General features: G+C 62.7%; 4 protein-coding genes. 3 read left to right on the plus strand and 1 reads right to left on the minus strand.

The genetic code is table 11. From position 1 onward, the window contains the following. Positions 1-479 precede the first annotated feature (479 nt). A complete protein-coding gene (locus tag AC1DA5_RS10445) occupies positions 480-1,442 on the minus strand; it encodes a hypothetical protein (RefSeq protein ID WP_058236032.1) in 963 nt (320 codons plus the stop codon). Positions 1,443-1,747: 305 nt separating this feature from the next. Between AC1DA5_RS10445 and AC1DA5_RS10450 the strand changes: the two genes are divergently transcribed. From AC1DA5_RS10450 to nhaC, 3 genes are read left to right on the plus strand one after another with little or no spacing between them, the layout of a single operon-like run. Beyond that, positions 1,748-2,416 (plus strand): helix-turn-helix transcriptional regulator, encoded by a 669-nt coding sequence (locus AC1DA5_RS10450; RefSeq protein ID WP_058236031.1) that lies wholly within the window; start codon positions 1,748-1,750, stop codon positions 2,414-2,416. Continuing rightward, positions 2,413-3,603, plus strand: a complete 1,191-nt coding sequence (locus AC1DA5_RS10455) for a MalY/PatB family protein (protein WP_319803193.1) — start codon at positions 2,413-2,415, stop codon at positions 3,601-3,603. Before AC1DA5_RS10450 ends, AC1DA5_RS10455 begins: the two co-directional genes overlap by 4 nt. Before the next feature lie 21 nt (positions 3,604-3,624). Further along, the gene (gene nhaC, locus AC1DA5_RS10460) at positions 3,625-5,088 is read left to right on the plus strand and encodes a Na+/H+ antiporter NhaC (RefSeq protein ID WP_058236030.1); all 1,464 of its coding nucleotides are present in this window, start codon (positions 3,625-3,627) and stop codon (positions 5,086-5,088) included. The last annotated feature ends 374 nt before the right edge of the window (positions 5,089-5,462 follow it).

A 5,462-nucleotide genomic window follows, 5' to 3' on the forward strand; every position in this document is an offset into this window, starting at 1 on the left:
GGTTTTTTCAACAATTGGGCATGCTTGTCAATGCTAATGGCCGAAACTTTAATCATGCTCAAAACTGTTATTCCCTTTGAACAGCTAGCTCGACTATGGACCGTAGAGATGTCCGCGCTCTCTATCAGTGAGGACGATTGACGAACGACTACGAGTCGTAGACCAATTCACTCGACGCACTACACCTGCGAACAACAACGATGCGATGCCCTGGACGACTGGCTTCACTTCCCCAATCACCACAAACCCCACTCAGGCCTGCGACAACAAACCCCCATCACACAATTAACCAATTACTCCGAACAGCACAACTAGTCCATTCACCTCAGGAGCAGTCGTTCCAAGAATGATGAACACGCACGTCGTGCCCTGCAGAACACCCGTCTCGAAGGTTTCCCACAAGGCCTGTGGCCCCGATTCCGAAGAATCGGGGCCACAGGTTCAGGTTCAGAGAGGGGAGCAACCCGCTCAGATGAAACTCAGGCGCGCTTGCGGGCGACCATGACGCCACCCGCGAGAGCGATGGCGGCAGCCACACCCATGAGCGGAGCGAAGGTCGCACCGGTCTTGGCAAGGCCACCTTTAGCCTCCTTGGCCTTGGCCGTTGCGGCCTCGGCCTTGGCCGTTGCGGCCTCGACGGTGAGAGGCGCCTTGGCGCTGACCCCGATCGTCGCATCGGTGAGAATGATCTCATGGGATCCGATCGGCGTCGTCGCGGGAATCGTGTACGAGAAGCGCACGACTTCGCTCTCGTCCGCGACTGCGGTACCAATCGTGATCGGATCGGAGTGGAGAACCGCGCTAATCTCATGACCGGCAGTAAAGCCCGTTCCGACGATCTCGATGCTCTCGCCGATCTTCACGGTGCTCTTCTCGAGGGTAACGGTTGGGTCGGAGTTCAGGTCTGTCCCGGGGTTCGGGTTTGTCCCGGGGTTGACGCCAGAGCCAGCGCCGAGACGCGCCTGCGCGTCCGCGCACTTCACCATGTCGTAGTACTCAGTACCCTCAGCGCAGAACCAAGTGGCATCGAGTTCGGCGTCCTTCTTCTCAAGATCCTTGATCCGTGCAGTAAGGTCAGCGCACTTGACAAAATCGTAGTACTCAGTACCCTCAGCGCAGAAGTACTGGGCATCAAGCTTCGCGTCTGCGAGATTAGCCTTCGTCTGGTCCGGGACCGGAGAGGCAACATCGCCAGACGGGGCGGCAGCCTTAGCGGCCTCAAGTTCCGCCTGCGCGGCAGCGAGAGCAGCCTGGGCATCCGCACAGCCCGCCATGTCGTAGTAGTCAGTACCCTCAGTGCAGAACCAATCGACATCAGCCTGCGCGCTTCTCACCTTCTCCTCGGCATCCTTGACCGCATCCGCAGCGAGCGCCGCAGGCGTTGCACACGCCATAGCGACCAGGCCAGCCGCAAGGGCTACACCAAACTTCTTGATTGACATTTTTCCTCCAGGGGTTCAATTCACACTGTTCACACCGTGTTCGATAAGATTTCGCGATAACCACGCCTGCGACACGACGCATGCACATTAGCCGCTAGAGGCAAGCCTCTCACCCCCCAGCTGTCAAGTTTTTGCGCAGAATTACACCCCATTCTGTCTACACACCGCATAAAACCGGGGAGGTGACAAGGCAATAAGAGGGCTGGGCAACGAAGCGCAGACACAATTTTTTCAACAGTTTGTTGACACGGACCTATTTGGTCGCTATAATGAACGAATTAAAGCGTCAAAACCGGAGGTTCTCCATGACCGCTTCATCGTCGAAGCTCAACGAACACGATCAGATTATCTCCGCCCTTCAACAGCTGGTTGAACCAATGAAAGCAACACTCGTCGGCCCCTCCGAGATCATCGTTCACGATCTCACTCGGCTCCCGAACTCAATCGTCGCGATTGGCGGCGATGTCACCGGTCGATCGATCGGCGATCCGGCGACCGACAAGCTCCTTGACGCCGTCGCCTCCGGAAATCTGCGCACCAGCATCGGATACCGGACAACGTCTCCGAGCGGTAAGGAGCTTCTCTCAACAACCGCCATCATCCGCGACTCGACCAACCAGCCCGTCGCCGCCCTGTGCATCAACCGTGACATCTCCGGCTGGGAGGTCCTTCATTCCCTCACGGGCGCGCTCGCGGGCCTCTCGCTCCCAATTTCCGCCGAAGAGGAGCAGGCGACGACCGAAGTCTTCGTTAGAGACGTCGACGAACTCGCGACACTCCTCCTCTCAAGGGCCGTTGCAGAGTCGGGGGTTCCCGTCGACGAGATGAGAAAGGAACACAAGGTCGAGGTCGTCCGACTCCTCAAAGCGAGGGGCTTCTTCCTCCTGCGCGACGCCGCCGAGACCGCGGCGAACGCCCTCGCGTGCACGCGCTTCACTATCTACAACTACCTCAACGAGATTGAGGGGGAATGATGACCGCTCCTAACGAGGACTTCAGCCGGCACCTGTCGCGCTGGGGCACGCATTCGGCGAAATGGGATCTGCTCGCCAAGGACCTCGGCGAGAACGCGATCGCCCTGTCCGTCGCGGACATGGAGTTCGTCTCCTGCCCCGAGGTCCGAGAGGCGATCGCTGACGCCGCCGCCCTCGGCGCCTACGGCTACACCGAGGTCTTCGACGACTTCGCCGAGGCCGCGACCGCGTGGATGAGCCGTCGCCACGGATGGTCCTGCGAGGTCGAGGACGTCCACTTCTTCCCCCGAGTCGTCCAGTGCGTCGCGGCCCTCGTCGATCACGTCCTGCCGCGAGACGATCGACCGGTCCGCGTCGTCACGCTCGATCCGGCCTACTCGCCCCTCCTCGAGGTGTGCGAACGCGCGGGCACCGATCTCGTCCGCGTACCCATGCGCGACACCGCAGCCTCCGCCTCGATCGACTGGGAGGCCCTCGAGAAGGCGCTCGCCGACGCGGACCTACTGCTGTGGACGAACCCCCACAATCCGACGGGCAGGATCTGGAGCGTCGACGAGCAGCGCCGACTCGCCGACCTGTTGCGCGATTGCCGCGCCCTCGTCCTCTCCGACGACATCCACTGCGACTTCGAGCGCCCCGGCGGGCAGCGCTATTCGGCCCTCGCCCGCGTCGCGAAGGACCTGTGGATGAGCGGACGGATCGTCCACTGCGCCTCTCCAGGCAAGACCTTCAACATCGCGGGCCTCGAAGCGACGGCGATCTGCGTCCACGGGCCCCTCGGCGCCGAGCTCGAGGCGGCGAAGAGGCGCATGGGTCTGCACAACCCGAATTACTTCGCCATCCCCGCGGCCATCGCCGCGTGGACGAAGGGCGACGCGTGGGTCGACGCCCTCGCGAAGGAGATCGACGCCAACCTCGAAGCCGCGAGGTCCCTCCTCGCGCGCCTCCTGCCGGAGGCGAGGGTTTCGGACCCGGACGGCACCTATCTCCTGTGGATCGACGCCTCCGCGTACATCGGCTCCGAAGCCGACCTCGTGCGCGCCGAGCGCACCGCCTCCGTCACGGTCAGCCCGGGACCCGATTTCGGTCCCGCATACGATCGATTCTTCCGCATCAACACAGCACTCCCCCGCCAAGAACTTTTCGAGGGGATCACCCGGCTCGCCGGGGCACTCACGAGGAACTGACGACCCATCGAAAGGACAACGATGTCTCCGACAACCCCCACCACTCCGACGAAGGCCGAGCGCAGGACTCCGAGCCTGCTCCTCGCCGCAGTCCCGGTCATCACGCTGATCGTCCTGTTGGGAGGCGGCTACATCTTCGCCGAACTCCCCGTCGAGCCCCTCCTCATCGCCTCCGCGGTCGTCGCGGGCCTGGTCGCATGGCGCCTCGGCTACACCTGGGACGACATCATGGGCTCGGTCGCCGAGAAGATCGCGAAGACGATGCCCGCGATCCTCATCCTCATCTCGGTCGGCCTCCTCATCGGCACGTGGATGGCGGGTGGCACGATCCCGATGCTCATCTACTACGGCCTGAAGATCATCAACCCGCAGTACCTCGCGGTCATCGCCCTCGTCGTCACCGCGATCGTCTCCCTGTGCACGGGCACCTCCTGGGGCTCCGCGGGCACGGTCGGCGTCGCCTTCATGGGCGTCGCGGTCGGCATGGACGCGAACCTCGCGATGGTCGCCGGCGCAGTCGTGTCGGGCGCCTACTTCGGAGACAAGCTCTCCCCCCTGTCGGACACGACGAACATCGCCTCGATGGCGACCGGCGTCAACCTCTTCACGCACATCCGCCACCTCCTGTGGACGACCCTCCCCTCCTTCCTCACGGCGGCCGTCGTCTACCTCCTCTTCGGCCTCGGCATGTCCGGCGGCCAGGTCCCCGAGAAGGTCAACACGATCCTCAGCACCCTCGATTCGGCGTTCAACTGGAACCTTCTGCTCCTGCTGCCGGTGATCATCGTCCTGGGCGGTTCGATGTGGAAGAAGCCGACGATCCCCGTGATCCTCGTGTCCAGCGCGGTCGCGATGTTCAACGCCGTGGTCTTCCAGGGCATCTCCTTCAAGGACACGGTCGTCGCAGGCGTCAACGGCTTCAACGTCGAAATGGTCGGCAAGACCGGCTTCGACGCCGAGAACGTCATCGAGGACGTCACGCGCCTCCTCAACCGCGGCGGCATGAACTCGATGATGTCGGTCCTGCTCATCTGCTTCTGCGCGATCACCTTTGCCGGCGTCGTCTCGGTCTCCGGTTCGCTCGACGTCCTCATCTCGAAGCTCCTCAAGCCGGTGCGCTCGACCTTCGGCCTCATCGCGGCGACGATCGCGACGGGCCTCGCGACGATCGGCATCACCTCGAACGGCCAGGTTTCCCTCCTCATCCCGGGCGAGATGCTCCGCGGCGAGTACGTGAAGCGCGGCCTCGACCCGAAGAACCTCTCGCGCACGATCGAGGACTCGGCGACCCTGTGGGAGCCGATCCTCCCCTGGACGTCTGCTGGCGCCTACATGGCGGGCACGCTCGGCGTCGCGACGCTCTCGTACCTGCCGTGGGCGGTGTGCAACTGGATCGCCATCGGCTTCGCCCTCCTGTGGGGCGCGACCGGCATCGGCATCGCGCGCCTGAGCGAGGAAGAGAAGGCAGCTCTCCAGGAGGCCTGAGCCTCCATCACACGCCACTCCTCATGGACAGGAGTTGCGCAATCGAGCGGGGTCCGAAGCTTCAGTTTCGGGCCCCGCTCGTCGGCGTTTGGGCTTCTCGCGTCGATACGACGCCGATGGCAGGGCGGTTGATCTGTTCTGCACGAACTACCTCGAGGTCGTTCACAACGGCGCCGAGACCGTCACCTATCCTTACACCTGGTCAGGCCCTGTAAACACTGGGGTCGCCAGCGGGCATAAGGCTGGAAGGTCCGATAAGGGCAGGGTCCACTCCACTTTGGATATTCCCCCCACTGGGTATTCCCCCCCACTTTGGCGCACAGCTGGCTTCTTGGACGTTCCTGTTGAAGTGCTTGTTCCAGCTGAAGCCATTG

This window comes from Pauljensenia sp. C0254C2 (assembly GCF_056583835.1).

Coding starts and splice junctions, on each gene's coding strand:
- AC1DA5_RS10445 (WP_058236032.1), bottom strand. CDS start 1,442: ATGTCAATCAAGAAGTTTGGTGTAGCCCTTGCGGCTGGCCTGGTCGCT.
- AC1DA5_RS10450 (WP_058236031.1), top strand. CDS start 1,748: ATGACCGCTTCATCGTCGAAGCTCAACGAACACGATCAGATTATCTCC.
- AC1DA5_RS10455 (WP_319803193.1), top strand. CDS start 2,413: ATGATGACCGCTCCTAACGAGGACTTCAGCCGGCACCTGTCGCGCTGG.
- nhaC (WP_058236030.1), top strand. CDS start 3,625: ATGTCTCCGACAACCCCCACCACTCCGACGAAGGCCGAGCGCAGGACT.